Below are 25,624 nucleotides of genomic sequence, written 5' to 3' on the forward strand. Positions count from 1 at the left end.
TCGTTGTTTTTCAACCAAAAAGCCGGTATCATATACCATTGAAAAATAGGCTTCCTACTCCTGAAAGGCGGTTATACCCTATGAGTCTGCGCGTCGGCATTGATATCGGCTCCACCACCGTGAAGGTCGTGGTGCTGGACGAACAAAACAAGCTGCTCTTCCGCTCCTACGAGCGGCACTTCTCCAAGACCCGGGAGCGGGCGCTGGAGACATTGAATTCCATCCGGGATATGCTCTCCGGACAGGACATTAAGGTCACCATCACCGGCTCCGCCGGCCTGGGCGTGGCCACCGCCGCGGGCATCGACTTTGTCCAGGAGGTCTACGCCACCGCCGCCGCCGTGAATACATACATCCCCGACACTGACGCCGTCATCGAGCTGGGGGGCGAGGACGCCAAGATCATCTTCTTCGGCGGCGCTCTGGAGGAGCGGATGAACGGCTCCTGCGCCGGGGGTACCGGGGCCTTCATTGACCAGATGGCTACCCTGATGAACGTCACCGTCAGCGAGCTGGACGAGCTGTCCCTGAAGCATGAGAAGATTTACCCCATCGCCTCCCGCTGCGGGGTGTTCGCCAAGAGCGACATCCAGCCCATCCTGAACCAGGGCGGGCGGAAGGAGGACGTGGCCGCCTCCATCTTCCAGGCGGTGGTGGACCAGACGGTGGCCGGCCTGACCCAGGGCCGGGAGCTGAAGGGGAAAATCGTCTTTTTGGGCGGACCGCTCCACTTCCTCATGGGCCTGCGGCAGCGGTTTGTGGAGACGCTGAAGCTGGACGGAGACCACGCTGTGTTCCCGGAGGACGGGGACTGCTTTGCCGCCATGGGGGCCGCCCTGTGCGCCACCGACTACGCCCCCGCCCCCTTCGAAACGGTGATGAAAAAGCTGGAAGACAGCGCCAACACCGCCACGGTGGTGGACACCATGCCCCCCCTGTTTGCCAGCCGGGAGGAGTATGCGGCCTTTCTGGAGCGGCACAACAGTGCCGGCGGCCCGGACATCCTTCCCATCAACGGGTACAACGGGGACGCCTATCTGGGCATCGACGCCGGGTCCACCACCACCAAAATCGTGCTCATCACGGCCGGCGGCGATCTGCTGTATCAGTATTACCACTCCAACCAGGGCAACCCGGTGGCCATCGTGCTGGAACAGCTGAAGGAGATTTACAGGCAGTGCGAAAACCGCATTGTCATCAAGGGGGCCGCCGTCACCGGCTACGGGGAGGACCTGATCAAAAACGCCTTCAACTGCGACCTGGGGCTGGTGGAGACCATGGCCCACTACAAGGCCGCCGCCTTCTTCGATCCCGACGTGGACTTCATCATCGACATCGGCGGGCAGGACATGAAGTGCTTCAAGATACGCAATGGGGCGGTGGACTCCATCATGCTCAACGAGGCCTGCTCCTCGGGCTGCGGCTCCTTTATTGAGACCTTCGCCAAGGCCCTGGGGTATGAGATTGAGGATTTCGCCAAGCTGGGTCTGTTCACCCAGAAGCCGGTGAACCTGGGCTCCCGGTGTACCGTGTTCATGAACTCCTCCGTCAAGCAGGCCCAGAAGGACGGGGCCAGCGTGGAGGACATCTCCGCCGGACTGTCCATCTCCATTGTGAAGAACGCCATTTATAAGGTGATCCGGGCCGCTTCCGCTGACGATTTAGGGAAACACATCGTGGTCCAGGGGGGCACCTTCTACAACGACGCGGTCCTCCGGGCCTTTGAGCAGGAGATTGGCCGGGAGGTCACCCGTCCCGACATTTCGGGCAGTATGGGTGCCTTCGGAGCCGCCCTGGCCGCCCGGGACCTCCATCTGGAGAAATCCGCCCTCCTCTCCCGGGAGGCGCTGGACAACTTCGCCCACACCGCCAAGCCCGCCACCTGCGGCCTGTGTACCAACCACTGTTCCCTGACGGTGAACTCCTTCGACGGCGGGCGGCGGTTCGTCTCGGGCAACCGGTGCTCCCGTCCGTTAGGCGAGGAGCCCCACCGCCTGCCCGACCTGATGCGGTACAAATACCAGGTGCTTCGAACCCTCCAGGGCCGGGGCCAGGGGGACGGCTCCCGGGGCAAAATCGGCATCCCCTTCGGACTGAATATGTACGAAAACCTGCCCTTCTGGTTTGAACTGTTCACCAAGCTGAACTTTGAGGTGGTCCTCTCCCCGGAATCCTCCCGGAAGGTCTATCTGAAGGGCCAGCGCACCATCCCCTCGGACACGGTGTGCTACCCCGCCAAGCTCCTCCACGGCCACGCAGAGGCCCTGGTGGAGGAGGAGGTGGACGCCATCTTCTACCCCTGCATGCCCTATAACTTTGACGAGGGGGCGGGGGACAACAACTACAACTGCCCCGTGGTGGCCTACTACCCCGAGCTGCTGGCGGCCAACGTCCCGGAGCTGAAGCAGGTGCGCTATCTGTACCCCTACTTCGGCCTCCACCGCCCCAAGGACATGGAGCGCAAGGCGGGGGAGTGGTTTTTCAATGAGTTCCAGATCCCTAAGCGGGAGACGGCGGCGGCGGTAAAGTCCGCCTACATCGCCTACAACGCCTACAAAAACGACCTGCGGAACATCGCCCGCACCTACATCGACAACGCCCGGGCGGAGGGCCGGCCCATTCTGGTGGTGGCGGGCCGCCCCTACCACATGGACCCGGAGATCAACCACGGCATCAACGATCTGATTACCTCCTACGGCTTCGTCCTGGTCACCGAGGACGCGGTGGCCTACCTGGAGGACAAGGCCCCCCGGCATGTGCTGAACCAGTGGACCTACCACGCCCGGATGTATAACGCCGCCCGGTACGTCTGCACCCAGCCCGACATGGAGCTGATCCAGCTGGTCAGCTTCGGCTGCGGCATCGACGCCATTACCGGCGACGAGATGCGCTCCATCCTGGAGGGGGGCGGCAAGCTGTACACCCAGCTGAAGATTGACGATATCAGCAATTTGGGGGCAGTGAAAATTCGGATTCGTTCCCTGATGGCGGCCATTGAGGCCAGAAAGGAGCATTGATATGGCTAAGTTAGTTTATGACGACACTGGACGTCTTCTCTTCACCAAGGAGATGAAGGAGGAGTACACCCTCCTCATGCCTCAGATGCTGCCCGTCCACTTCGGCATGATGAAAAAGCTGCTGGAGTGCGAGGGCTACAAGGTGGATATGCTCACCACCAACCACCGGGGCATCGTGGACGAGGGCCTGAAGTACGTCCACAACGACACCTGCTACCCCGCCCTGCTGGTCATCGGCCAGCTCATCGACGCGGTGAAGCACGGCGGCTACGACCCCCACAAGGTGGGCCTGCTCATCACCCAGACCGGCGGCGGCTGCCGGGCCTCCAACTACATCCATCTGCTGCGCAAGGCCCTGGAGAAGGCGGACATGACCTACATCCCCGTGGTGTCGGTAAACCTGTCCGGGCTGGAGAAAAACCCCGGCTTCTCCCTCACCCTGCCCTTTGTCCGCAAGGCGGTGTACGCCATGATGTATGGGGATATCATCGTCAACGTGGCCAACCAGGTCCGCCCCTACGAGGTCACCGCCGGCGATGCCGACGCTATGATTGACCGCTGGTCCCAGAAGCTGGTGGACGGCTTCCAGGCCGGAAAGGGCATGAGCCGCAAGCAGATGCGGGCCAACTTTGACGCGATTTGTTCCGACTTTTCCGCCATCCCCGTGGCGGGAGAACCCAAGATCCGCGTGGGCGTAGTGGGCGAGATCTATGTGAAATTCGCCCCTCTGGGCAACAACAACCTGGAACAATTCCTTCTGGCCGAGGGGGTGGAGCCGGTGGTGCCCGGTCTGACCGACTTCATCATCTTCAAGATCTACAACCGGGTGGCCGATGTGGACCTGTACGGCGGCAAGTGGATCAAGAAGTTCGGCTGTTCCCTGTTCATGAAGTACATCGAAGCCTGCCAGCGGGATATGATCGCCGCCCTAGAGCAGTCGGGCCGCTTCCGGGCTCCCGGAACCTTCCAGGAGCTGCACAGCCTGGTCCAGGGCTACCTGGGGGACGGCAACAAGATGGGCGAGGGCTGGCTGCTCACCGCCGAGATGCTGGAGCTGATCCACTCGGGCACCAACAGCATTGTCTGTACCCAGCCCTTCGGCTGCCTGCCCAACCACATCGTGGGCAAGGGCATGATCCGCAAGCTGAAGGACGACTATCCCTACAGCAACATTGTGGCCATCGACTACGACCCTGGCGCCACCCGCATTAACCAGGAAAACCGCATCAAGCTGATGCTGGCCAACGCCAGAGGACTCACCCAGTCCCAGCCCGCCCGTTCCCGTCCGGAGTCCCAGCCGGAGCGGACGCCCCAGCTGGCCCACGCGCATGTTTAACACAAACCAGGCGGCTGTCCAAATCGCGACAGCCGCCTGATTTTTTCGGCCAATTTCCCCTTTGGAGACGCGCAGGGAACTCCTTCTTATGTCTCCAGGCGGGCTGTCTCAGCCCGGTAGAAGGCAATCTTGTCCTCCAGCCTGTTCAGATGCTCCATCCATTTCTCCTGCTGCTCCTGTACATACGCCCGGTGGACCTCCAGCATCGCCAGCCGCTCCGCCATGGTGGAACGCCCCCGAGCACGCAATTCTGCGTAGCGCCGGATGTCCCGCAGAAGCATCCCGGTCTCCTTGAGCCGGCAGATAAAGGCGACCCACTCCACATCCCCCTCGTCGTAGTCCCGGCGGCCGCCTCCGTCCCGGGCCACCTGAAGCAGTCCCTTTTTCTCATAGTACCGCAGCTTGCTCTCCGTCAGCCCTGTCCGCTGAGTCATTGCTCCAATGGTCATGGTTCACCTCCAAAAAAGTTCTTGACTTGGACTATAGTCCAGGTTGTACGCTCCCATTATAACGCTGAGAGGAGGTGAAATCAAATGGAACAGACACGGTTCCAGCGGGGCTGGGAGTTGCTGAAGCAGGTGGACGATGCGGGCGGCGAGGCGGTAATTGATTCTCTGGCAGAAATCGCACCGGATCTTGGCCGCTACATCGTGGAATTCGCTTTCGGTGACATCTACACACGGGAGGGGCTGTCCTTGCAGGAACGGGAGCTGATTACCGTCGCCAGCCTTCTGACGGCAGGCGGGTGCGGACCTCAGCTTACCGTGCATCTCAACGGCGCTCTGAACACCGGAATCCCTCCGCAGAAGATTGTGGAGGCGCTGATTCACTGCGTCCCCTATGTGGGGTTCCCGCGGGTGCTCAACGCGGTTTCTGCGGCAAAGGAGGTCTTCGCCGCGCGGGGGCTCTGACCGGCACAATACGCAAGGCCCCGGAACGTGAACCGCTCCGGGGCCTCCTTGTTACACCAGCCGCACCTTCACCTCGTCCCCCTGGGCGGAGACGCACAGGGTATCCCCCTTTTTCAGCTGGCCGGTCAGCATCAGGTCGGCGGCGGGGTCCTCCACCAGATTGGCAATGGCCCGGCGGAGGGGGCGCGCGCCGTATTCCCGGCTGCTGCCCTTGCCCGCCAGGAGGGAGACGGCCTCCTCCTCCACCGCCATGGCGATGCCCAGCTTGTCCAGCCGCTTCCGGGTCTCGGACAGCAGCTGGCGGGTGATGGCGTGGAGGGTCCCCTCGTCCAGGGGGTGGAAAACCAGGGTGGCGTCCAGGCGGTTGAGGAACTCGGGGGCGAAGGTCTGCCCCGCGTCGGACAGCACCGCCCGCTCCAGCTCCTCCCGCTCCGCCTCCCCTCCGGCGGCGAAGCCCAGCCGCTTCCCCTTGGCAAACCGCTGCGCCCCCAGGTTGGAGGTCATCACCAGCACCGTGTTGCGAAAATCGGTCTTCCGGCCCTGGGCGTCGGTGAGGACGCCCTCCTCCATCACCTGGAGGAGGAGGGACCAGATGTCGTGGTGGGCCTTCTCCAGCTCGTCCAGCAGGACCACCGACCAGGGGTGGCGGCGGACCCGCTCGGTGAGCTGTCCCCCCTCCTCGTGGCCCACGTAGCCGGGCGGGGAGCCGATGAGCCGGGAGACGGTGTGGCTCTCCATATACTCGGACATGTCGAAGCGGAGGAGCGCCTCCTCGCTGCCGAAGAGGGCGGCGGCCAGAGAGCGGCACAGCTGGGTCTTGCCCACCCCGCTGGGGCCCAGCAGCAGGAAGCAGCCCACCGGCCGGCGGGGGTCCTTCAGCCCCAGGCGGCCCCGGCGGATGGCCTTTACCACCGTCTCCACCGCCTTGTCCTGGCCCAGGATGTGGCGGCGCAGCGCCTGATCCAGACCGGCGAGGGCCTTTTTATCCGCCTCGTCCGGGTCGCTGATGGGCACCCCGGTCCACAGCGACAGCACCGCCTGGATATGGCAGGACTCCACGGCGAACTGCCCCTGGCCCGACTGCCACTTCTGCCGCTCCTCCTCCAGCTCCCGGCGGAAGTCCCGCTCCACGTTGCGGAGGATGGCCGCCTGCTCAAAGTCCTGGCGGCGGACCGCGTCGCTCAGCTGGCGGCTGGCCTGGGACACCCGGCCCTCCAGCCGCTGGAGCTCCGGAGGCAGAGCCTTGCCCGACAGCCGGGCCTGGGCCGCCGCCTCGTCCACCAGGTCGATGGCCTTGTCCGGCAGGAACCGCTGGGGCAGGTAGCGGCAGGACAGGTCCACCGCCGCCTCCAGGGCGCTGTCCGAGATGATCAGGTGGTGGTGGGCCTCATACCGCCCCCGGAGGCCCTGGAGAATGGCGATGGTCTCCGCCCGGGTGGGCTCCTTCACCGTGATGGGCTGGAAGCGGCGCTCCAGGGCGGCGTCCTTTTCGATATATTTCCGGTACTCGTCGATGGTGGTGGCTCCGATGACCTGCAGCTCCCCCCGGGACAGGGCGGGCTTGAGGATGTTGGCGGCGTCGATGGCCCCCTCGGCGCTGCCCGCCCCCACGATGGTGTGGAGCTCGTCGATGAACAGGATGATGTTCCCCGCCCGGCGGACCTCCTGGATGATATGCTTCAGCTTCTCCTCAAACTCCCCCCGGTACTTGGTGCCCGCCACCATGGCGGACAGGTCCAGGGCATACACCCGCTTGCCCACCAGATGCTGGGGGGCGGTGCCGTCGGCGATGGCGGCGGCCAGCCCCTCTACCACGGCGGTCTTGCCTACCCCCGGCTCCCCAATGAGGGCGGGGTTGTTCTTGGTTCGGCGGGATAGAATCTGGATCAGACGGTCCAGCTCCTGCTTCCGGCCGATCACAGGGTCCAGGCGGCCCTCTGCCGCCATGCGGGTCAGGTCCCGGGCACACTGGTCCAGCTGGCGGGTCTCCCCGTTGGGACGGGGCTCCGGCTCCCTGGCTCGGGGCTTGGGAGCGGGGGCCTCCTCGCCCCCCAGGGAGGCGGAGACGGACCGGTACAGCCCCTCTCCGTCCACCCCGCAGTGGGCCAGCAGCCGGGAGGCCCCGCTGCCCTTGCCCCGCAGCAGCCCCAGCAGCAGATGCTCCGAGTTCACCGCGTTCTGCCCCAGGCGGCGGCTCTCCTCCACCGCCCCCTGGATGGCCAGGCAGCAGTTGGGCGTCAGCCCCTGAAAGCTGGACTGTGCGGGCACACCCGTCCCCACCCGCTGGGCGATGGCGGAGCGCAGGGCCTGGCTGTCCGCCCCCGCCCGGCGCAGGGCCATAGCGGCGGGACTGAACTCCTGCCCCGCCAGCCCCAGGAGCAGATGCTCGCTGCCCACATAGCTGTGGCCCAGGCGGGCGGCGTTCTGCTGGGCCAGCCGGATGGCCCCCAGCGCAGTGGATGTGAATTGGCTGTCTGCCATGTAAATCACCTCAGAAAGAAGTCTTCTTCCATCATGCCCGGATTTTCAAAAATTTAGCATTGCTTTTTTCAGAAATTGTGATAGAATAGGGATACCATTTTAATGGAGGTGTACATATCATGGCCTATGTTATCAGTGACGCTTGCATCAGCTGCGGTTCCTGCGCTGACGGCTGCCCCGTGGGCGCGATCTCCCAGGGCGACTCTCAGTACGTCATCGACGCTGGCGCCTGCATCGATTGCGGCTCCTGCGCTGGTACCTGCCCCATGGGTGCGATTGCTCAGGGCTAACAACCAAAAAAACAGCGCCGGGTCTTCCCGGCGCTGTTTTTTTATGCTTGAATCTCCGTCCCCTTCAAACGGAGGCCCTTTTGCACACTCTGTCCGCAGGTGGGTTTATTTCTTCATGGTTCCAAGCGGAATTTCAACAAAAGATAGGGTTCGATTTCCAGCACTGCAGCGATATTGAAAACCAGATCCAGAGATGGACCGCGCTTCATGTCGGGAGCCTCTACTGCCGCTATGTGCTGCCGGCTGACACCTAGCTCTTCCGCCAGCGTTTCCTGTGTATAACCCTTCTTCTTGCGGTAATATTTCACAGCATATGCCAAATGTTCCATCCGCTCGGTATTGTCAAAATGCCGCTCCATATATACCACCACCTTTTGAGTTTATCTTACCCAATCTTTGACATGTTCGAAATAATTCTAAAAACGTCATTGACGTATTTAACACGACAATATATAATGAAATACGAAAAACTGCTCAAAGGGAGGTTTCTATTTGGAAGACCCAGGGAATGGAATCAAGTGATAGCCGCGATGAACAAGGGGCCAAGAAGACGAAGGAGGGGGGGCCGCACTGGCTGAGGCGGCAAGGGGACGCAGGCTCTTTTTATGATATAATCTAATTCTTGAAATTATATTTGGTGATATTTCATATTGATATTCTCTGCGCATTGGGATATACTTATATACAGAAGAAGTATCCAAGCCCGTCTCCTCTGGAAAGGAGTGTGTCCTATGCGCACCAATACGTTAACTGTCAACCCGGCCATCCCCGCCGTCAACGTCCGTCCCCGCCGCTGGGCGGAGGTCCGTGACCCCTACGACGGCCTGCGGCCCTGGTCAGCCATCACCCACGGTGCGGGCGCGGCGCTGGCCCTTTTGGGTACCGCCGTCCTGCTGATCCAGTCCGCCGCCCTGGGCAAGTGGCTGCTGTTCGGGCTGTTCGCCGTCTACGGCCTGTCCATGGTCTGCCTGTACACCGCCAGCACCCTGTACCACTGCCTCAACCTCTCCGTCCCCGGACGGCTGGCCCTGCGGAAGTATGACCACTGCTCCATCTATCTGCTCATCGCCGGCAGCTATACCCCGCTGTGCCTCACCGTGCTGCGAAACGCCGGGGGGATTCCGCTGGTCATCGCCGTGTGGACCCTGGCCCTGGCCGGGACGGCGCTCACCATCGCCAAGCTGTCCATCCCCCGCTGGCTCACCAGCGCCATCTACCTGTTCATGGGCTGGCTGGCGATCTTCGCCATTGTGCCCATCTACCGCGCCCTGCCGGCGGAGGGCTTCGTCTGGCTGTTGGCCGGAGGGCTGCTGTACACCGTGGGCGGCGTGCTCTACGCCGTCAAGTGGCCCGGCCGGGATAACCCCCGCTTCGGCTGCCACGAGATCTTCCACCTGTTCATCCTCCTGGGCAGCGCCGCCCACTTTGTGATGATGTATCGGGTGGTGCTGTGGCTGTGACCGCTTCCAAATCAGGGGTCCGTGCACCGCACGGACCCCCTGTTGCTGTCTGGCCGCAAAATTTTCCACCAGAATTCCTGCAATTCTTCCGGAACCCCTTGCCAAGGACGAAAAAATAGGGTAAAATAAATCAGCTAAGCATACTGAATAGTTTATATAATGGAGGATGATTCCTATGGCAATGATTTCCGCCAGCGATTTCCGCAACGGCGTGACCTTTGAGATGGACGGCAAGGTCATGCAGGTGGTCGAGTTCCAGCACGTCAAGCCCGGTAAGGGCGCGGCCTTTGTCCGCACCAAGATGAAAAACGTCATCACCGGCGGCGTGACCGAGACCTCCTTCAACCCCACCGCCAAGTTCGAGCAGGCCTTCGTGGAGCGCAAGGACATGGAGTACAGCTACAACGACGGCGACCTGTACTACTTCATGGACCCCGAGTCCTTCGACATGATCCCCATCGGCAAGGACCTGCTGGGGGACAGCTTCCGCTTTGTCAAGGAGAACATGACCTGCAAGATCATGTCCTACAAGGGCAGCGTCTTCGGCGTGGAGCCCCCCAACTTTGTGGAGCTGGAGGTCACTGAAACCGATCCCGGCTTCAAGGGCGACACCGCCACCAACGTGACCAAGCCCGCCACCCTGGAGACCGGCACCGAGATCAAGGTCCCCCTGTTCATCAACCCCGGCGACAAGATCAAGATCGACACCCGCACCGGCGAGTATCTGGAACGCTGCAAGGCGTAACGAGGCGCTGCCTCAGAAAGGGAAACAACTATGACTATTTCCGAAAAAGTCGCCTATCTGAAGGGCCTGGCCGAGGGGCTGGACCTGGATACCACCAAGTCCAAGGAGGGTAAGCTCATTTCGGTGATGATCGGCATTCTGGAAGAGCTGGCCATGTCCGTAGAGGACCTGGAGGAGAACGCCCTCAACCTGGGCGAGGAGATCGACGTGCTGTCTGACGACCTGGCCGACGTGGAAGAGGTGGTCTTCGACGAGGACGAGGAGTCCGAGGACTACGACGACGACTGGTTCGAGGTGGAGTGCCCCACCTGCGGCGCCGACATCCTGGTGGACGACGCGTCCCTGGCGGACGGCGAGGTGGAGTGCCCCTCCTGCGGCACCCGCTACGCCATGGAGCTCACCGACGACCAGGAGGGGGAGGAGTTCGAGGAGGACGACATCCCCGAGGACTGACCGCGGTATCTGCCTTTCCGGGCGGCCTGAGGGCCGCCCTTTTTTTGCGCAGAATCGGGAACCTTTTCCAACCAAACTGCGTCTATATTCTTAGAAGCCAAAGCAGAAAGGAGACCTCGTTATGAAACGAATCCTGTCCCTTGCCCTGGCCGCCCTGCTGGGGCTGACCGGCTGCGCCGCTCCCGTCTGTACCGCGGAGCAGGCTCCGGAGAACAGCGGAGGCGCTCAAAGCGCACCCGGCCGCTGGAATCCCTCGCTCATGGCTCTGTCCGAGCCGGTGTACCCCGAATTCCCCCAGCAGCCCGTCCTGCCGGAGGAGGGCCCCGAGGGGGCCTGGGAAGCCTATATGGACGCCTATCACAAGTACACCGACGCCCTGGCCGCCCTGCGCGGGGACGATCCCCACATCACCGAGGCAGAGCACGCCGCCCTCAACGCCTTCGCCGCAAAAAGCGTCCCCCAGGTCCTGGCCGGTCAGGAGGGGAAAAACGCCGTCTACTCCCCCCTGTCCCTGTGGTCCGCCCTGGCGATGCTGGCCCAGTGCGCCAACGGAAACAGCCGCCAACAGGTGCTGAACGCCATGGGCGCGGACAGCGTGGAGGCCCTCCAGGAGCAGTCAGAGCACCTCTGGCGGACTCTGTACACCGACGACGGTCAGAGCGCCCTGATTTTGGCCAACTCCATCTGGCTCAACAGCAACTTGCAGGGAAACTATGTGCAGGAGACGCTGGATCTTCTGGCCCAGAACTACTATGCCGGGACCTACTCCGTCCCAATGGGGACGGATACTGCCGACCAGGTGGTCACCAACTGGGTGGACCGGCAGACCAACGGCCTGATTGGCTCGGACGCGCCCGTGGTGGAAACACAGCCCGATGTTCTGGCCCTGCTGGTGTCCTCTCTGTACTACAAGGCCGCCTGGCAGGACGAGTTCCATGCGGACCAAACGGAGGAGGACATCTTCACCGATGCCGCCGGGAATGAGGTCCGGGTGGACTTCATGCACAAGACCGAGGACGCCAATTTTATCCGCCGGGAGGGCTATCAGGCCGCCCGGCTGGCCACCCACTTGGGGGAGATGGTCTTTGTCCTGCCCGACGAGGGGGTGGCTCCCGAGGCCCTGCTCCAGGAGGAGGATTTCCTCGCCCGCCTGGAGTTCTACGGGGACGCGGCCAGCTGGGGCGAGGTGCAGTGGTCGGTGCCCAAGTTTGACGTCAACTCCGACCTGGACCTGATGGACGCCCTGAAACGCCTGGGCATCACCGACCTGCCCGACTACAACAGAGCCGACCTGTCCGCCCTCACCGACCTGGACGCCTTCCTCTCCGAGGCCAAGCAGCTGGCCCGGGTGAAGGTGGACGAGGAGGGGGTGGAGGCCGCCGCCGTCACCATACTGACGGTCGAATGTACCGCTTTGCCGCCCCAGCCCACCGAGGTCTGCGTCATGGACCTGGACCGGCCCTTCCTCTTCCTCATCCGCACCCAGGATGTGCCCCTGTTCATCGGGATCGTGAATCAGGTTTCGTAAACAGCTCCATCAGTCCCACCACAATGAGAAAGGCGCCGAACAGCTTCCGCAGCAGCTCCACCTCCATGGCGGTGGCCGCCCAGGCGGCCAGGGCGGCGCAGGCCAGTCCCGCTCCAATGGCTGGGAGGAGCACCGGTGTTTCGATGTAGCCGTTTTTCACGTGGGCGGGCAGGGCCAGCAGCCCGGCGGGAAGAAAGTACAGCAGGTTGATCCCCTGGGCCAGCCGCTGCTCCACCCCGGCGAAGGCGGTCATGTAGACCAGCAGCAGAGTCCCGCCCCCCACGCCAAAACCGGACAGCACCCCCGTCGCCGCCCCCACCGCCAGCGGCAAAATCCAGTCTGTCATAAAAAGCTCCTCACCCCTCCGTAAATCAGCAGCAGGCCGAAGGCCCGCTTGAGCCAGGGCATTTTTACCCCCTTGAACCACTTCCCACCGGCCCAGCCCCCCGCCGCGCCGCCGATGAGGTAGGGCAGGGCGGCCATTACATCCAGCCCGCCCCGGAGGAAGTAGACTGCCACCGACAGCACACACAGGGGCAGGATCACCGCCACCGACGTGGCGAAGGCCTTCCGCTGGTCCAGCTTACAGTACCGGGTCAGCAGCGGGACAAACACCGATCCGCCGCCCCCGCCAAACAGGCCGTTGGCAAGCCCCGCCAGCCCTCCGGCGATGGCGTACCTCCACTTTTCCCGCAAAAAACCGCCCCCTTTCAGGTTAGTGTGCCTGAAAGGGGGCGGTTTATGTATTTAAAGCGTCGAACTCCTCCAACAGACGGTTCACCATGGCCCGAAAGAAAAACGCATTGACGGTGCCCTCCTTCGTCCCGGCAGCACCCCGATGGACCGCTTCGATCATTTTCTGCCAGGTCCCCGGTTTCCTCTCGGTTGACCACACCGCCGCCGTGATCACAGCATTGATCAGCTCGTCCTCAACCCTCCATTTCACTTTTGTGTCCACCACACGCGGACGCTTTGGTACATGATTTACCTTATCATTATCCCTGCTCATAGCTGCTCCTTTCGACCGCTTAATTTACCCTATATAAGGATATCCTTTAATATGGTAAATGTCAATAGGGGAATCCAATGGTAAAATACAGCTGAGAGGAGGGATGGCGATGGAGGATGTAAGAAGTATCATCAGTTACCGGATCGATGAATACGGAAGCGTCAAGGTCAAGCTGGCCGAAGTGCTGAACAGTCGCGGGATCACCAGAAATCGCCTGAGAACCCTCACTGGAGTCAAATATGAGGTCATCGACCGGTATTATCAGAATCATGTTGAGCGAGTTGATCTGGATTTTATCGCAAAGGTCTGCTATGTTCTGAACTGCAAAGTCGAGGACCTGCTGGAGTATAGCAACCCTGATGGGTAGCAGATGGTATTACCATGACATTGAAAGAAGCAATCATACAGCGCATCCTCAACCTCTGCGGCGAACACGGCCTGACCGTCAACAAGCTTTCTACCGTCTGTGGTATGACCCAATCCACACTAAACAACATTGTCAACGGCCGAAACAAAAGCACCACAACGTCCACCATCAAAAAAATTTGCGACGGCTTAGACATAACGATAGCAGATTTTTTTGATGACCCCCTATTTCGAAACCTGGAACAGGAAATCAAATAAAAAACCGCCCTACCGGGCGGCTTTTTTATTCGGCCAGCTTATCCAGCAAGGCGGCCAGCTCTTCCAGCTTGGGGCCGGGGTCGCCGGAGGCCACCGCCTCCCGGACGCAGCAGTCCATATGGCCCCGGAGGACCATGCGGTTGGCCTTTTTCAGGATGGACTGGGCGGCCATAAGCTGGCTGGAGATGTCCAGGCAGTAGCGGTCCTCCTCCACCATTTTGAGGATGCCGTCGATCTGGCCCCGGGCGGTTTTCAGCAGGCGGTTGACCTGAGCGTGGTCGGCCTTCACTGGACGGACACCACCTCGTAGCCCGCTTCGGTGACAGCGTCGGTGAGCACCTGATTGTCCACGTCCTTGGACAGGGTCAGGGTGGCGGACTTACCCTCCAGACTCATCTCCACGGCGGACACGCCGTCGATGGCGGACAGGGCCTTCTCCACCCGTCCGGTGCAGTGGGCGCACATCATACCCTCAATTTTCATGGTCTTATTCATGGTTTTGTTTCCTCCTTGATTTGGTTTATCCTTCAACTCCAGGGGACAGGTCCCGCCGCAGGCGGGGGCTGCCGGAGTGTCAGACCGGAATTTGCTCTTGAAAAAGCGCAGGCGCAGGGCGTTGGTCACCACGGTCACCGAGCTGAGGCTCATGGCGGCGGCGGCAAACATGGGGTTGAGCTGCCAGTGGAGGGCGTAGTAGAACACCCCGGCGGCCAGGGGAATGCCCAGGGAGTTGTAGAAAAAGGCCCAGAACAGATTTTGTTTGATGTTCCGGATGGTGGCTCGGGACAGCTCCACGGCGGCGGCCACATCCAGCAGGTCGGACTTCATCAGCACAATGTCGGCGCTCTCAATGGCCACGTCGGTGCCCGCCCCGATGGCCAGGCCCACCTCGGCCCGGGCCAGGGCGGGGGCGTCGTTGATGCCGTCCCCCACCATGGCCACCTTTTTGCCCTCGGCCTGGAGGGAGGCGATCTTCCGCTCCTTGTCCTGGGGCAGTACCTCGGCCATGACCTGGGTTACCCCCAGTTCCTTGCCGATGGCCTCGGCGGTGCGCCGGTTGTCGCCGGTAAGCATGACCACCTCCAGCCCCAGCTCCCGGAAGGCGGCTACAGCGTCTTTGCTGGAGGGCTTGGGGGTGTCGGCTACGGCGATGACGCCCAGTAGTTTTTGCTCTGTTTCGTCCCCAAAGTAGAGGGGGGTCTTCCCCTGGGCGGCCAGTTCGTCCGCCTTAACCGCCAGAGGACCGGGATCAATGCCCGTCTCCTCCACCATGGCCCGGTTGCCGCCGAAGCAGATATTGCTGCCAATGGAGGCCCGGACGCCCCGCCCGTGGACCGCCGTAAAACCGCCCACCGATGTGACCGGAACACCACGCCGCTCGGCCTCCTCCACAATGGCGGTGGCTAAGGGGTGCTCAGAGGGACCCTCCAGGCAGAAAGCGGTGCAGAGCAGGCCGTCCTCATCGTTGCCGGGAGCGGGGATGATATCGGTGACCACCGGCTTGCCCTGGGTGAGGGTGCCCGTCTTGTCCAGCACCACCGTGTCGATGGTGTGGAGGGTCTCCAGGGCCTCGGCGGATTTGATCAGAATGCCGTTTTCAGCTCCCTTGCCGGTGCCCACCATGATGGCCACGGGGGTAGCCAAGCCCAGGGCGCAGGGGCAGGAGATGACCAGCACGGCCACCCCGGCGGTGAGGGCCTGGGTAGCGGTGTGTCCGGTGACCAGCCAAGCCAGGGCAGCGATGAGGGCGATGCCCATGACCACTGGCACGAAGATGCCGGAAACCTTGTCGGCCAGCTTGGCGATGGGGGCCTTGGAGGCGCTGGCCTCCTCCACCAGACGGATCATCTGGGCCAGAGTGGTGTCCTCCCCCACCCGGCTGGCCTCAAAGGTGAAGAAGCCCGACTTGTTGATGGAGGCGGCGGCCACCTTGTCCCCCGGCCCCTTGTCCACAGGGAGAGATTCGCCGGTGAGGGCGGATTCGTCCACGGCGGACTGGCCCTCCACAATGACGCCGTCCACCGGGATGGACTGGCCGGGCCGGACCACCACCCGGTCCCCCACCTGAACCTCCTCCACGGGGATCTCCACCTCGGCGCCCTCCCGCAGGACGGTGGCTGTCTTGGGGGCCAAGTCCATCAGGCGGCTGATGGCCTCGCCGGTCTTGCCCTTGGACCGGGTCTCCAGAAATTTGCCCAGTGTGATGAGGGTAAGGATCATGCCGGCGGACTCAAAATACAGGTCCATGTGGTATTTGGCCACCAGGTCCATGTCGCCATGGCCCAGGCCGTACCCCATCTGGTAGATGGCGAACACGCCGTAGATGACCGCGGCGGCGGAACCCACCGCAATCAAGGAATCCATGTTGGGGGCACGATTCCAAAGGGTTTTGAAGCCCACCTTGTAATACTTGTCGTTGATATACATGATGGGCAGTGTGAGCAGCAGCTGGGTCAGGCCAAAGGCCACCGCGTTCCCGTGTCCCAGCAGGAAGGCAGGAAGGGGCGCGCCCATCATGTGGCCCATGGAGATATAGAACAGCGGAATCAGGAACACGAAGGACCAGATCAGCCGCCGCTTCATCCCAGCCAGTTCCTGGCCCATCGTATCCTCCTGCGGAGCGGACTGGGTCCGCGCGCCCGCCTTTTGGGGCAGGAACGCCCCGTATCCGGACTGTATTACTGCGGCGATAATATCCTCCGGGGATAGGACTCCTTCGTCGTACTCCGCCACCATAGAGTTGGTCATGAGGCTGACGTCGGCGGTCCGGACCCCCTCCAGCCCGCGCACCGCTTTCTCCACATGAGCGGAGCAGGCGGAGCAGGTCATGCCAGTAATGTTGAACTTTTCCTTTGCCATTTGATTCACCTGACTTTCAAGTTTAGCATCACCCCCCCTGGGTGGGGTATCTATATCATAGCCCCGCGGCTCCGCTTTGTCAAGTGGCAGTTTGGACATTCTTCCTCAATTTATTCCCGCCGGCCACCGGCGCCGCACCTTTCCCTCCACCCAGTAGGCTCGATAGGGCCGGTCCAGCTGATAGCCCAGCTTCGCCGCCAACGCCAGCGACCGGCTGTCGTGGGCGTCCCAGCCGGGATAAATCCCCTGCTTCAGGCACTCCAGGATCAGCCGCGCCCCGCAGGCGGCCGCCAACCCCTGCCGGCGGAAGTCCGGGCGGGTGTCGATCTCAATCTCGATCGCCCCATCGCAGACGGCATAGGAGGCCGCTCCTGACACTGGCAGGTCTCCGCCCATAGTGACGGCAACGCCCAATCCCCGTGCCAGAAAATCATCCGCATCCGCAAAGCAGCCGCACAGGTCCCAGGCCCACTCCTGCTCCATTAGTGTGAAGTACATCTCCTTGTCAATAAGCTTCATGAAAAATCCTTGGGGCAGAGCGGACGTAAAGGAGAATAGCCTGCGGCGGTCAAAGTGTTCTGGCGTGTGCCGGGTGGCATACCGGGTGAAGGCAACAGCCTGCTCCCCCAGAACCGCCTCGATCTGCTCCGGCCAGCCCTCGCCGCAGGGGACCAGAATGGGCGCGTCCGTCTGCGCCACCAGCTCAGGGACTGGCTTCCCGCCCAAAAAGCAGAAGTCCCCGATGGAGGCCAGGGCACTCCGCCCGCTCCAGACGTCCACCCGGCCCATGGTCCCCTGAAGGCAGGCCCGCACCACGGGGGTGTTCCAGCCCTCAAACAGGGCAGCAAGCTCGTTCATATGACTCTCCTCTCCATCATCCCCCGGTCTCCTTCCAGGGGCGCAAAAAAGCGGCGCAAGGAATTCTCTCGCGCCGCTTTCTGTCAGTTGGAACGATCCGATGTACTTATGCCCACACGTCAAAGCTATACTGGGCGGGGGCCGGCACGGCAGCCACCATGTCGTTGATCAACGATATCGCCTGGCTTTCGGTGTCGTCCATAGCCCGCTTCATCAGACCGTAGCTGTAGTTGGTCTGCAGCTGAGCCATCTGCATGCCCATCACATCTTCTACCATACACGTCCACTCCCTTCCAATCAGATAGGTGTCGCTCCATTCAAAATATCGGCAGAATGGGCGGCTTTCTTAAGTGGTCCCAGCCGGATTCGGCGGTCACTTTATGGTGCTCACCGAGTTGTCGGTGGGATTCAACATGTAGATGTGCTGCTGGTCCACGCTGAAGAAATAGGTGGCCGCAATGGAACCCGGATCATGCTTGCTGTAGACGTTGAAGCGCCGGCAGTCCAGGCCGTCCACCTTCACGAAACCGTCAATGGGGAAGATGGTGTAATCATCCATGGAGTCTCCGGACAGCCCCAGATGGGCGGGCGACATGCTCCGAATCTGCTCCATCTGCATGCTCACGCTGGAGGGCTCCGTCACACTGGAGGCGCTGGGTTCCTTCTCCGGGTAAGAGATCTTTCCCTCCGGCGCGGAGACCCGGACCGCCAGGTTGGCGCTGGCCTGGGACCAGCCGATGGCCAGCTGGAACAAATGGCCCTCCTCCGCCGAGGCCCGCACCAGGACCAGCACGCCCTCGGCGTCCTGAAGCTCCGGGCGCTCCTCCTGAACCAGGTAGGTGTCATCGGTGATGACAAAGCCCTGCTCGCTGCCCATCAGAATGTCAAGATACCGGTCCATGATAGCGGCACAGCCGTTCAGCTCGTAAATATAGGTGTACCGGCTGTTCACATCGCTGGACTCATCCCCGCTGGGCTTGCCGGGACTGCGAAGGGCGATCAGCTCCCCTTCCCCTTCCTCCAGAATGGTGTCCAGAGAGGGGACGGTATCCTCGCCTACGGTATAAGCCTCCACGCCCTTCTTGGGCAGAGGCTCCTCCAGCTGCGGCCCCTCATCGTCCCCGCCGCCCAGCAGGTTGATCCCAAACTTGGGCAGAACGAATAATACCGCCGCCGCCGCAATGGCGGCCACCAGCACCAGTGCGATGGGGATGAGCAGCAGCTTCTTTTTGCCGCCCTTTTTCTTCTTGCCGCCGGTCTCCCCATTTTCCACCGGGGCGGCCTTGACTTTTTTTGCTTTTTTCATGGCAGATCACTCCATTATGTTTCCAGATACCGGATGACCACGTCATCCTGAGCGCGCAGCTCCTGACTGAAGGCGCACTCCCGACCGTTTACCTGCAGCTCCACACCACGGTCCAGGTGTTCAAAATCAATCCCGGAATGCTCCAGCAGGTCCATCACATAGTAAGGGACTCCATCCGGCTTGCGCGGCAAAAGCAGCGCTTTTCCGTTGAGCACCACCTGAAGCAAAGGGACAGACGGGCGCTGGACCGGGTCCGCCGGCGGCTTCCAGGGGCTGGGGGCCGGAGGCGCGGGGCGCTCCACCGCAGGGGGCGGCGGTGGGGGAGCTTCCGCTCTGGGAGACTCCCACTCCAGGACGGTCTCCTCCGGCTCCGGCGCGAAGACCTGAGGCGGCACAGCCCTGGGGACGCTCGACGGAGGCGGCTCCATTCTGGGGGCCGCTGGCCTGGGCGGCTCAGACGCCTGCGGCGGCCGGACCGGCCGAGTGGAGGTGACGATCTGGTCGCCGGTGTTCAGAAGAGTGTCCAGATCGGCCAGCCGTCCGTTGACGGTAACACCGCCGGTAAAATCCGCCCCCAGCAGGTCCTTCAGCGTCCGCCGGGCGGCTGTCCCGGACACAGCCGGGGTAAATTCGATGTTGTCCCCCGCATAGACCACCGCAGAGGGTGCAGCTTCCGTTCCGTTCAGCTTCAAAACGCAGGGGACCGCCGGTTCTCCCCGGAACAGCATCCGCTGGCCATCCACGGTGACGCTCAGGTTTTTTCCGGTCCGGCCCAGCAGATCGACCGAGCTGTAGCCATTCATCATCAGCAGCTCCAGTACGGTCAGCGAGCCGCTTCGGAAAAGCTTCGCAGGCGTACCGTTGAGCATGATCCGGTAGCTGTCGCTGATCAGACCCAGTCCTGCGGAGACCGCGATGCCCAGGGGAGTGGCCAGCTCCGGATCGTTGAGCTCATAGCGGTCGGAAAAGGCGCTGATCTCATAGTTGTTGCCCGCCAGGGCCACCCGGCTCTCATCCATTTCCAGAGCCTCCGCCACCAGCTCCAGGATGCCCTCCAGCTTGCTGCCGCCCCCCGCCAAAAACAAGGCGGAGGGAGCGCCGCCGTTCAGGGCCGTCACCCGCTGTGCGATCTCCTGGGCCAGGGCCTGGGCGGACTGCTGCACGGTCTCCCGCACCAGCGAGCCGGAAATGGACTGCTCCAGTCCCAACACATCCCGGTAGGTCACCGTCTCCTCGTCCATCATGGTCTTCATCCGCTCTGCAGTGGCAAAGGGGATCAAAAACCGGCGCATCAGCTCCTCAGTGATCTCATCGCCGGCGATGGTGGCCATGGTATAGCCCACCACAGCGCCGTCCCGGCAGACCGCGATGTCCGAGGTGCCTGCTCCGATGTCGGCCAGCACCAAATTCAGCAGCCGGAGGTCGGCTGGGATGGCCGCATTGAGGGCGGCGATAGGCTCCAACGTCAGGCTGGCCACCTCCAAACCGGAGGCCTCCATCACAGAATAGAGGCTCTCCACCACCTCGCGGGGGAGGAACGTGGCCACCACGGTGGCCTCCAGCACCTTTCCGTTATGGCCCCGCAGGGTGGACATGGGATAGTGGTCCAGGTGGTACCCGGCTACGGTGTAGCCCACCAGATAGAACCGCCGCTCCCCCTCCTGAACCTGGCCCAGCTTGGCCTCTGCCGCGGCCACCGCCCCGCTCTCCAGACGGCCGATGGCGTCGTTGGTGATACGGGTGACTTCGGGAAATTCCAGGGCGTAGCTGCCCTGTTCGGTACGCAAAGCCCGCCCGGCGGCGGCCACGCAGACCCGCTGCAGGGTGCAGTCCAGCTTTTCCTCCATGCGGTCGGTCACCCGGCGGGCCACCTTAGCCACCTGCGCAATGTCCTCGATCTGGCCGTCCAGCATGGCCCGCTTGCCATGCTCCTCCTTCTCAATGGCCAGCACCTGCAGGCGGTCGTCCACCACCCGGCCCGCTACGCCGATGATGCTGCGGGTCCCAATATCCAGCGCAAAGATCAGGCCGCTGTCCTGCGGCTTTCGTTTCGTCATCCGGCTACCTCCCATGGTCCTTGATTACGAATATGGCGCCCCGTTTGTCGGGGCGCCATATCCCTTTACTGCAGGACGCGCCGCAGCGCCTGCTTAATACTTGATGCTGGAGAAAGGATTGGCATCGCCGCCGGCATAACCTGCGTCATCGTCGCTGTCGTTCCAGCTGGAGGAAGCAGGGGCGCTGTAAGCGGGCTGAGGCTTGGAGCTATAGCTGTTAAAATCCTGGCGCAGCTTGAACCGGGACAGCAGTTCCTTCATCAGGGACGCCTGGCTGGACAGCTCCTCGCTGGCAGCGGCGGACTCCTCGCTGGTGGCGGAGTTGGTCTGAACCACGGCGGAGATCTGATCAATCCCCTCGGTGACCTGCATGATGGCCTGGGTCTGGCTCTCCACGGCCTCCACCACGACCTCCATCATGCCGACCACACCGCTGGCCAGCTCATTGGTCTGCTCCAGAGAGGTGGTGACCTTGCTCACCGCCTCGGTGCCCTCGCGGACAGCGGTCATCGACCCATCGATCAGGTCCTTGGTGGCCTTGGCAGCCTCGTCGGACTTGGTGGCCAGGTTCCGCACCTCGTCGGCGACCACGGCAAAGCCCTTGCCGGCGGAACCCGCACGGGCGGCCTCGACGGCGGCGTTCAGAGCCAGGATGTTGGTCTGGAAGGCGATGTTCTCAATGGTAGCGATGATCTTTCCGATCTCCTGAGAGGAGCTGGAGATGTTGTCCATGGCCACATTCAGCTGCTTCACATACTCCACGCTGGTTGTGATCTGGCTGCCGGCGTCCCGGACGGACTGGCCTGCCTGCTCGGCGGAGGCGGCGGTCTTCTTGGCGTTCTCAGAGATATCGGCGATGGTAGCGGACAGCTCCTGCACGGCGCTGGCCTGCTCGGTAGCGCCCTGCGCCAAGGCCTGGGCGCTGTTGGACACCTGGTCGGAGCCGGCGGCCACCTGGTCGGAACTCTGGCTGATTTGGGTCAGGTCGTCGCTCATGCTGCGGTTGATTACCTGCACAGAGGTCAGAATCTTGTTCAGAGAACCCACATACAGCTTCTCGTCCTTGGTGCGCACATTGAAGTTGCCTGCGCCCATCTCCTCCAGAAGGTGGCTGGTATCGCTGATGACCTCTCCCAGAACGTGCTGGCTGGTACGCAGGGCGTCGCACATCTCGCCCAGCTCGTTCTTGCCAGTGTAGTCCACAGGAACGGCCAGATTGCCCTGGCTGAAGCCCACCAGCGCGCTGCGAACCTGATTGCTGGGCTCCACAATGCTCCGGATGATTTTGGTGGCCATCATAAGTACGACAAAGGTGGCAATCACCATCACACCGATGATCACACCCAGGCCGATGTTAGAGGTCAGGTTCTGCTGCGCAATAATCTTGTCCTGCTCCCCTTTCAGGAACTCCGCCAGAGCTGTACCTGCATCGGCAGCGGTGTTCAGCGCGGGGGTGCACTCATCGACAATCATCGTGGCCGCGCGGTTCCGGTCGGTCTTGACCACCTCGGCAATGGTCTTGGCCTCCTCCTTCCAGGTATTCAGCGTATTGACAAACGCATCAAGCTGGCTGCGGCTGCTCAGGTCCTTGGGATAGGCGGCCTGCATCTGCGCCATCACGTCATCCAGCTCGGCCAGCTTGGAATTGACGGTGGTGAGTCCGTCCACATTGCCGGACAGGGCCACGTCCCGCAGGCCACGGGCGGCGATGTTGTAGTCAATCCGGCAGTCGGCCACCAGCGTGTTGGTCTCTACATAGTGCTCCAGGATGTCGCTGTATGCTTTTTTCTGGGAATTCATCATAATCAGCGAGGCAACGATGATGGCAACGGAAACCAGGATGGTTGTGCCGAAGCCTACAATCAGGCTCTTTTTAATGGACATGTTTTTAAAGTTCATGCTGTATTCCTCCCATTTTGTTCCCGCGGACGCGCGGTGTGGATATCTTGGGTTCATTATACACCACTTTTTCTTGGGACGCAAGGAAAAGTCAAGAATTTTGTGTTTTTCCTTGTGTTTCCCTGTTTTGGAAGAAAACGGTCAAAAAAGCCATAACTCCCCTCCTTTTTCAGACAATATCTCCATACTTTCCGTGCTGAACGTCCCCCGCCAGTTTTCCGTCCACCAGGGTGACCACCCGGCGGCGCATGATGTTGACGTACTGGCTGGCGTGGGTAGCCATGATGATGGTGGTACCCCGGCTGTTCAGCTCGTTGAGCAGGTGCATGATATCCCAAATGGTGTCATCGTCCAGGTTGGCGGTGAGCTCGTCCAGCAGCAGCACTGGCGGACTGCTGATCAGCGCCCGGGCCAGTTCCACCCGGCGCGCCTCCCCAATAGACAGCTGGGCCGGGAAGCACTCCCCCACCTTAGGCAGGCCCACCAGTCCCAGCGCCTTCTCCGCCGCCGCCTTGCTCTTGCGCTGCATGCCGCTGGCCCGGGCAGCCACCATCAGGTTCTCCATAATGGTGCGCTTGCGGATCAGGATGCTCTGTTGGCTGACAATCCCAAAGGTCCGGGTCAGCCGCACTCGCCAGGGACCGAAAAAGCGGGCAATATTGGCGTTGTCCACAAACACAGAACCCTCGTCCGGGGCGATCTCCCCTCCAATCAGTTTCAGCATGGTGGTCTTTCCCGCCCCGCTGCTGCCGATCAGGAAAACAAAATCTCCCTGCTGAACCGTGAAGTCCAGATCACGCACCGCGTAATGCTTGCGTTTATCCTCAGTTTTATAGATTTTCGACACTTTTTCCATGTGTATTTCTGGCATTTCTCATACGGCTCCTTGGCAGTTATGACGGCGCGCCATAAATTTATAGTTCAAAAAAATCGCTTCTTGTAGTATAATCTTTTTCGAGGCAATTGAAAAGAGCTATTTTCGATTTTTAGGGGGCAGCTGTGAAAAATTATGAGCGACGCGGAAGCTGGAAGCGATATATCCTCCTGGCCCTCCTGCTGGCTTTGGCCTGCGTGGGGGCGGTGGAGCTGTTCGTCTGCGCCTTCCGAGCGCCCGACGTCTACGCATCCATCACCGCTCCGGTCCGGGCCGTTATTGCCTGGGCGGGGGAGACGGGGGACCTGACCTGGAACGCCCTGTGCCAGCGGACTGACCAGGCGGTGGACAGCGGCGTCGCCCAGGTTAAGGCGGGCCTCCGGCGGCTGGACGAGTACCTGGCCTCCCTGGCCCAGCCCCCCGAGCCGGATGAGCCAGACGGACTGGAACTTCTGGAGGAGATTCAGCTGGTGGACGATGCGGTGGCGGCTCCGCCCCCCAGGGTCCAGGCCGACTACTCCATCACCTCCCAGGTGATCCGAGACGGCCAGGCGTACCTTACCGGCGGGGCCTATGACCTGGTCTACTACGACCAGACCGACAGCGCCTGGGCGGAGACGCCCTATGGCACCGACACCATCGGCCGCTACGGCTGCGGGCCGGCGGCCATGGCTATGGTAGTGTCCACCCTCACCGGCGCTGTGACCGATCCAGCCGAAATGGCCCGGCACTGCGTGGACCAGGGCTATTGGGCCAAAAAGCACGGCTCCTACTGGTCCATCGTCCCCGGCGTGGCTGAGGACTACGGCCTGACCTGCACCTCCTTCCTGCCGGAGGAGACCGAGGAGGACGTCATCATCCACGCCTTAAATACCGGCCAGCTGCTGGTGGCCCTGGTGGGACCCGGCCACTTTACCAACGGGGGCCACTTCATCGTCCTGCGGGGCATCACCTTGGATGGAAGCATTCTGGTGGCCGATCCGGCCAGCCCAGAGCGCAGCCTGACCACCTGGGATCTGGACCTGATCCTGGAGGAGCTTTCTCCCAACCGCAGCAGCGGAGGCCCCCTCTGGGCCATCTTCTGAGTTTCCCTCATGAAAGTATCCCCCCTGCGACGCAGGGGGGATCTCTTTATTTCTCCTGTACGTAAAAAGAGTCTTTTCCGCCCATACGGCGGTTCAGCCGCTCGTCCAGCTGTATGATCCGCTCCAGCAGCCGGCGGGCGCTGCCCGTCTGATTGAAGTAGGTGGTCTCCTCCTCCCCCTGGGGGGCGGCCCCCTGATCCAGCGCAGTCACCCGCTCCCGTCCCTCCGGGGACAGGCTCTCTTTCCGCAGTCCTACGGCCTGCTGCAGCTCCTGCAGCTTCTGCAGAGGCTCCTGCCGCATCCCGATCAGCATCCGGACGGATACGCTGTCGTTGCGGTCCATCGCCTCCCCCAGCTGCTGGCTCAGGTCCCAGACCTCAGACAGGCAGTTGTACTGCTTTCGTGCCAGCACTGCCAGGTCCAGCCAATCGCGCTTCGTCATGCCTGCTTCTCCTGCGCGCCGCTGTTCTTCTCCGCAGCGCGGAACGCATCCCGCATCTCGGCCAGCATGGGGCGCAGGCGCTCCAGCTCGGACTTGTTCCGGCCCACCTTGATGCGGCCCAGCTCATAGGTGAAGTAGTCGTACATCCGGGCCAGATCCTGGCTGATAGGGTACTGGTGGTCCAGCGTCTCGTCCAGGTAGTTGACGATATCGGTGCAGCGGTCCAGCGCGGTCTCAAACACCGGCCAGTCCTGCTTATCCAGCGCGATGGAGGCCAGCGTGCTCCGTTTGACCAGCTCATCGTAGAGCAGCAAAAGCAGTTCCCCGGAGGTCATAGAGTTGATGGATTGCTGCTTGTAATTCTGATATCCTCTTGCGTCCATGCAGGAT

At 62.0% G+C, this 25,624-nt stretch carries 27 protein-coding genes; 11 read left to right on the forward strand and 16 right to left on the reverse strand.

Annotated elements, in window-relative coordinates; translation table 11 throughout:
* Positions 1-80: 80 nt before the first annotated feature.
* Together VV088_RS13460 and VV088_RS13465 are read left to right on the forward strand one after the other, a co-directional pair.
* Positions 81-3,017: an acyl-CoA dehydratase activase gene (locus VV088_RS13460; RefSeq protein WP_334601222.1), complete on the forward strand. Its 2,937-nt coding sequence runs from the start codon at positions 81-83 to the stop codon at positions 3,015-3,017.
* Position 3,018: 1 nt separating this feature from the next.
* The gene (locus VV088_RS13465) at positions 3,019-4,353 is read left to right on the forward strand and encodes a 2-hydroxyglutaryl-CoA dehydratase (protein WP_334601223.1); all 1,335 of its coding nucleotides are present in this window, start codon (positions 3,019-3,021) and stop codon (positions 4,351-4,353) included.
* An 86-nt stretch (positions 4,354-4,439) separates the two neighbouring features.
* On the opposite strand, the gene VV088_RS13470 is transcribed toward VV088_RS13465, so the two are convergent.
* The gene (locus VV088_RS13470; protein WP_334601224.1) at positions 4,440-4,802 is read right to left on the reverse strand and encodes a MerR family transcriptional regulator; all 363 of its coding nucleotides are present in this window, start codon (positions 4,800-4,802) and stop codon (positions 4,440-4,442) included.
* 84 nt (positions 4,803-4,886) lie between these two features.
* Here VV088_RS13470 and VV088_RS13475 point away from each other — a divergent pair, with 84 nt between their 5' ends.
* Positions 4,887-5,264 (forward strand): carboxymuconolactone decarboxylase family protein, encoded by a 378-nt coding sequence (locus VV088_RS13475; protein WP_334601225.1) that lies wholly within the window; start codon positions 4,887-4,889, stop codon positions 5,262-5,264.
* A 51-nt stretch (positions 5,265-5,315) separates the two neighbouring features.
* Here VV088_RS13475 and VV088_RS13480 read toward each other — a convergent pair whose 3' ends face one another.
* Positions 5,316-7,745, reverse strand: coding sequence for an ATP-dependent Clp protease ATP-binding subunit (locus tag VV088_RS13480; RefSeq protein WP_334601226.1), 2,430 nt, complete (start codon positions 7,743-7,745; stop codon positions 5,316-5,318).
* Positions 7,746-7,864: 119 nt separating this feature from the next.
* Here VV088_RS13480 and VV088_RS13485 point away from each other — a divergent pair, with 119 nt between their 5' ends.
* Positions 7,865-8,035: a DUF362 domain-containing protein gene (locus VV088_RS13485; protein ID WP_160637665.1), complete on the forward strand. Its 171-nt coding sequence runs from the start codon at positions 7,865-7,867 to the stop codon at positions 8,033-8,035.
* A gap of 113 nt (positions 8,036-8,148) precedes the next feature.
* On the opposite strand, the gene VV088_RS13490 is transcribed toward VV088_RS13485, so the two are convergent.
* On the reverse strand, positions 8,149-8,394 hold the full coding sequence (locus VV088_RS13490) for a helix-turn-helix transcriptional regulator (RefSeq protein ID WP_334601227.1): 246 nt from the start codon (positions 8,392-8,394) through the stop codon (positions 8,149-8,151).
* Positions 8,395-8,766: 372 nt separating this feature from the next.
* On the opposite strand from VV088_RS13490, the gene trhA reads away from it, so the two are divergent.
* From trhA to VV088_RS13510, 4 genes are all read left to right on the forward strand, one after another.
* On the forward strand, positions 8,767-9,495 hold the full coding sequence (gene trhA, locus VV088_RS13495) for a PAQR family membrane homeostasis protein TrhA (RefSeq protein WP_334601228.1): 729 nt from the start codon (positions 8,767-8,769) through the stop codon (positions 9,493-9,495).
* Positions 9,496-9,676: 181 nt separating this feature from the next.
* Complete coding sequence (gene efp, locus VV088_RS13500; protein WP_334602070.1) at positions 9,677-10,240, forward strand: elongation factor P; 564 nt, start codon at positions 9,677-9,679, stop codon at positions 10,238-10,240.
* 30 nt (positions 10,241-10,270) lie between these two features.
* Positions 10,271-10,693, forward strand: coding sequence for a CD1247 N-terminal domain-containing protein (locus VV088_RS13505; protein ID WP_334601229.1), 423 nt, complete (start codon positions 10,271-10,273; stop codon positions 10,691-10,693).
* A 121-nt stretch (positions 10,694-10,814) separates the two neighbouring features.
* Complete coding sequence (locus tag VV088_RS13510; RefSeq protein WP_334601230.1) at positions 10,815-12,221, forward strand: serpin family protein; 1,407 nt, start codon at positions 10,815-10,817, stop codon at positions 12,219-12,221.
* Here the strand turns inward: VV088_RS13510 and VV088_RS13515 are convergent.
* Genes VV088_RS13515 through VV088_RS13525 form a run of 3 tightly spaced genes read right to left on the reverse strand, consistent with a single transcriptional unit; the run spans position 12,193 to position 13,167 of the window.
* Positions 12,193-12,567 (reverse strand): sulfite exporter TauE/SafE family protein, encoded by a 375-nt coding sequence (locus tag VV088_RS13515; protein WP_334601231.1) that lies wholly within the window; start codon positions 12,565-12,567, stop codon positions 12,193-12,195. The two genes, VV088_RS13510 and VV088_RS13515, sit on opposite strands and share 29 nt — an antisense overlap.
* Positions 12,564-12,917 carry a sulfite exporter TauE/SafE family protein gene (locus VV088_RS13520; protein ID WP_334601232.1) on the reverse strand — a complete coding sequence of 118 codons (354 nt, stop codon included), beginning with the start codon at positions 12,915-12,917 and terminating at the stop codon, positions 12,564-12,566. Before VV088_RS13520 ends, VV088_RS13515 begins: the two co-directional genes overlap by 4 nt.
* Before the next feature lie 43 nt (positions 12,918-12,960).
* The gene (locus tag VV088_RS13525) at positions 12,961-13,167 is read right to left on the reverse strand and encodes a hypothetical protein (protein WP_334601233.1); all 207 of its coding nucleotides are present in this window, start codon (positions 13,165-13,167) and stop codon (positions 12,961-12,963) included.
* 172 nt (positions 13,168-13,339) lie between these two features.
* Here VV088_RS13525 and VV088_RS13530 point away from each other — a divergent pair, with 172 nt between their 5' ends.
* Complete coding sequence (locus VV088_RS13530) at positions 13,340-13,597, forward strand: helix-turn-helix domain-containing protein (protein WP_334601234.1); 258 nt, start codon at positions 13,340-13,342, stop codon at positions 13,595-13,597.
* 14 nt (positions 13,598-13,611) lie between these two features.
* A complete protein-coding gene (locus tag VV088_RS13535; protein WP_334601235.1) occupies positions 13,612-13,854 on the forward strand; it encodes a helix-turn-helix domain-containing protein in 243 nt (80 codons plus the stop codon).
* Between the two features lie 25 nt (positions 13,855-13,879).
* On the opposite strand, the gene VV088_RS13540 is transcribed toward VV088_RS13535, so the two are convergent.
* The 8 genes from VV088_RS13540 to VV088_RS13575 all read right to left on the reverse strand — a co-directional run bounded on the left by VV088_RS13540 (position 13,880) and on the right by VV088_RS13575 (position 23,704).
* A complete protein-coding gene (locus VV088_RS13540) occupies positions 13,880-14,143 on the reverse strand; it encodes a metal-sensing transcriptional repressor (RefSeq protein WP_334601236.1) in 264 nt (87 codons plus the stop codon).
* Positions 14,140-16,713 carry a heavy metal translocating P-type ATPase gene (locus VV088_RS13545; protein ID WP_334601237.1) on the reverse strand — a complete coding sequence of 858 codons (2,574 nt, stop codon included), beginning with the start codon at positions 16,711-16,713 and terminating at the stop codon, positions 14,140-14,142. The genes VV088_RS13540 and VV088_RS13545 overlap by 4 nt, the downstream gene beginning before the upstream one ends.
* A gap of 105 nt (positions 16,714-16,818) precedes the next feature.
* The gene (locus tag VV088_RS13550) at positions 16,819-17,571 is read right to left on the reverse strand and encodes a GNAT family N-acetyltransferase (protein WP_334601238.1); all 753 of its coding nucleotides are present in this window, start codon (positions 17,569-17,571) and stop codon (positions 16,819-16,821) included.
* A gap of 106 nt (positions 17,572-17,677) precedes the next feature.
* Complete coding sequence (locus tag VV088_RS13555) at positions 17,678-17,848, reverse strand: putative motility protein (protein WP_334601239.1); 171 nt, start codon at positions 17,846-17,848, stop codon at positions 17,678-17,680.
* A gap of 96 nt (positions 17,849-17,944) precedes the next feature.
* A complete protein-coding gene (locus VV088_RS13560; protein WP_334601240.1) occupies positions 17,945-18,877 on the reverse strand; it encodes a hypothetical protein in 933 nt (310 codons plus the stop codon).
* 14 nt (positions 18,878-18,891) lie between these two features.
* Complete coding sequence (locus VV088_RS13565) at positions 18,892-20,934, reverse strand: cell division protein FtsA (protein ID WP_334601241.1); 2,043 nt, start codon at positions 20,932-20,934, stop codon at positions 18,892-18,894.
* A 93-nt stretch (positions 20,935-21,027) separates the two neighbouring features.
* Positions 21,028-22,833, reverse strand: a complete 1,806-nt coding sequence (locus VV088_RS13570; protein ID WP_334601242.1) for a methyl-accepting chemotaxis protein — start codon at positions 22,831-22,833, stop codon at positions 21,028-21,030.
* A gap of 169 nt (positions 22,834-23,002) precedes the next feature.
* Complete coding sequence (locus tag VV088_RS13575) at positions 23,003-23,704, reverse strand: cell division ATP-binding protein FtsE (protein WP_334601243.1); 702 nt, start codon at positions 23,702-23,704, stop codon at positions 23,003-23,005.
* 128 nt (positions 23,705-23,832) lie between these two features.
* Between VV088_RS13575 and VV088_RS13580 the strand changes: the two genes are divergently transcribed.
* Complete coding sequence (locus VV088_RS13580) at positions 23,833-24,792, forward strand: C39 family peptidase (protein WP_334601244.1); 960 nt, start codon at positions 23,833-23,835, stop codon at positions 24,790-24,792.
* A gap of 46 nt (positions 24,793-24,838) precedes the next feature.
* Here the strand turns inward: VV088_RS13580 and VV088_RS13585 are convergent, their stop codons facing one another.
* Positions 24,839-25,234 carry a hypothetical protein gene (locus tag VV088_RS13585; RefSeq protein WP_334601245.1) on the reverse strand — a complete coding sequence of 132 codons (396 nt, stop codon included), beginning with the start codon at positions 25,232-25,234 and terminating at the stop codon, positions 24,839-24,841.
* Positions 25,231-25,617 (reverse strand): flagellar export chaperone FliS, encoded by a 387-nt coding sequence (gene fliS / locus VV088_RS13590; RefSeq protein WP_334601246.1) that lies wholly within the window; start codon positions 25,615-25,617, stop codon positions 25,231-25,233. Before fliS ends, VV088_RS13585 begins: the two co-directional genes overlap by 4 nt.
* Positions 25,618-25,624: the final 7 nt, after the last annotated feature.

This window comes from Lawsonibacter sp. JLR.KK007 (assembly GCF_036941135.1).
In the GTDB taxonomy this organism is placed as follows: domain Bacteria; phylum Bacillota; class Clostridia; order Oscillospirales; family Oscillospiraceae; genus Lawsonibacter.

Coding starts and splice junctions, on each gene's coding strand:
- efp (WP_334602070.1), top strand. CDS start 9,677: ATGATTTCCGCCAGCGATTTCCGCAACGGCGTGACCTTTGAGATGGAC.
- VV088_RS13470 (WP_334601224.1), bottom strand. CDS start 4,802: ATGACCATTGGAGCAATGACTCAGCGGACAGGGCTGACGGAGAGCAAG.
- VV088_RS13565 (WP_334601241.1), bottom strand. CDS start 20,934: ATGACGAAACGAAAGCCGCAGGACAGCGGCCTGATCTTTGCGCTGGAT.
- VV088_RS13490 (WP_334601227.1), bottom strand. CDS start 8,394: ATGGAGCGGCATTTTGACAATACCGAGCGGATGGAACATTTGGCATAT.
- VV088_RS13510 (WP_334601230.1), top strand. CDS start 10,815: ATGAAACGAATCCTGTCCCTTGCCCTGGCCGCCCTGCTGGGGCTGACC.
- VV088_RS13545 (WP_334601237.1), bottom strand. CDS start 16,713: ATGGCAAAGGAAAAGTTCAACATTACTGGCATGACCTGCTCCGCCTGC.
- VV088_RS13570 (WP_334601242.1), bottom strand. CDS start 22,833: ATGAACTTTAAAAACATGTCCATTAAAAAGAGCCTGATTGTAGGCTTC.
- VV088_RS13530 (WP_334601234.1), top strand. CDS start 13,340: ATGGAGGATGTAAGAAGTATCATCAGTTACCGGATCGATGAATACGGA.
- fliS (WP_334601246.1), bottom strand. CDS start 25,617: ATGGACGCAAGAGGATATCAGAATTACAAGCAGCAATCCATCAACTCT.
- VV088_RS13460 (WP_334601222.1), top strand. CDS start 81: ATGAGTCTGCGCGTCGGCATTGATATCGGCTCCACCACCGTGAAGGTC.
- VV088_RS13560 (WP_334601240.1), bottom strand. CDS start 18,877: ATGAAAAAAGCAAAAAAAGTCAAGGCCGCCCCGGTGGAAAATGGGGAG.
- VV088_RS13505 (WP_334601229.1), top strand. CDS start 10,271: ATGACTATTTCCGAAAAAGTCGCCTATCTGAAGGGCCTGGCCGAGGGG.
- VV088_RS13575 (WP_334601243.1), bottom strand. CDS start 23,704: ATGCCAGAAATACACATGGAAAAAGTGTCGAAAATCTATAAAACTGAG.
- VV088_RS13585 (WP_334601245.1), bottom strand. CDS start 25,234: ATGACGAAGCGCGATTGGCTGGACCTGGCAGTGCTGGCACGAAAGCAG.
- trhA (WP_334601228.1), top strand. CDS start 8,767: ATGCGCACCAATACGTTAACTGTCAACCCGGCCATCCCCGCCGTCAAC.
- VV088_RS13485 (WP_160637665.1), top strand. CDS start 7,865: ATGGCCTATGTTATCAGTGACGCTTGCATCAGCTGCGGTTCCTGCGCT.
- VV088_RS13465 (WP_334601223.1), top strand. CDS start 3,019: ATGGCTAAGTTAGTTTATGACGACACTGGACGTCTTCTCTTCACCAAG.
- VV088_RS13535 (WP_334601235.1), top strand. CDS start 13,612: ATGACATTGAAAGAAGCAATCATACAGCGCATCCTCAACCTCTGCGGC.
- VV088_RS13550 (WP_334601238.1), bottom strand. CDS start 17,571: ATGAACGAGCTTGCTGCCCTGTTTGAGGGCTGGAACACCCCCGTGGTG.
- VV088_RS13555 (WP_334601239.1), bottom strand. CDS start 17,848: ATGGTAGAAGATGTGATGGGCATGCAGATGGCTCAGCTGCAGACCAAC.
- VV088_RS13515 (WP_334601231.1), bottom strand. CDS start 12,567: ATGACAGACTGGATTTTGCCGCTGGCGGTGGGGGCGGCGACGGGGGTG.
- VV088_RS13480 (WP_334601226.1), bottom strand. CDS start 7,745: ATGGCAGACAGCCAATTCACATCCACTGCGCTGGGGGCCATCCGGCTG.
- VV088_RS13475 (WP_334601225.1), top strand. CDS start 4,887: ATGGAACAGACACGGTTCCAGCGGGGCTGGGAGTTGCTGAAGCAGGTG.